Raw genomic sequence first — 243 nt, forward strand, 5'->3', positions numbered from 1 at the left:
GCTGGTGGGGGCGGTGGATGTGCTCACCGACCCCGAACGTGATCGGTTGCTGCGGGTATACAACGACACCACGGTGCCGGTCGATACCGATATCACCCTGGTCGAGCTGATCGAGACACAGGTGCGGCGGTCGCCGCGGGCGGTGGCGGTGGTGTGCGCCGATACGGAGTTGACCTACCGTGATCTCGACGGCCGCGCGAATCGTCTGGCGTATCGGCTGCTCGCGCGGGGGGTGGGACCCGA

Annotated in this window: 1 protein-coding gene; it reads left to right on the plus strand. The window is 67.5% G+C overall.

The genetic code is table 11. From position 1 onward, the window contains the following. Window positions 1-243 (plus strand): AMP-binding protein (locus ACX4ZE_RS23445; protein WP_480275640.1); only part of this gene is annotated, 243 nt, incomplete at both ends.

It is taken from the genome of Nocardia sp. TBRC8007 (assembly GCF_056629435.1).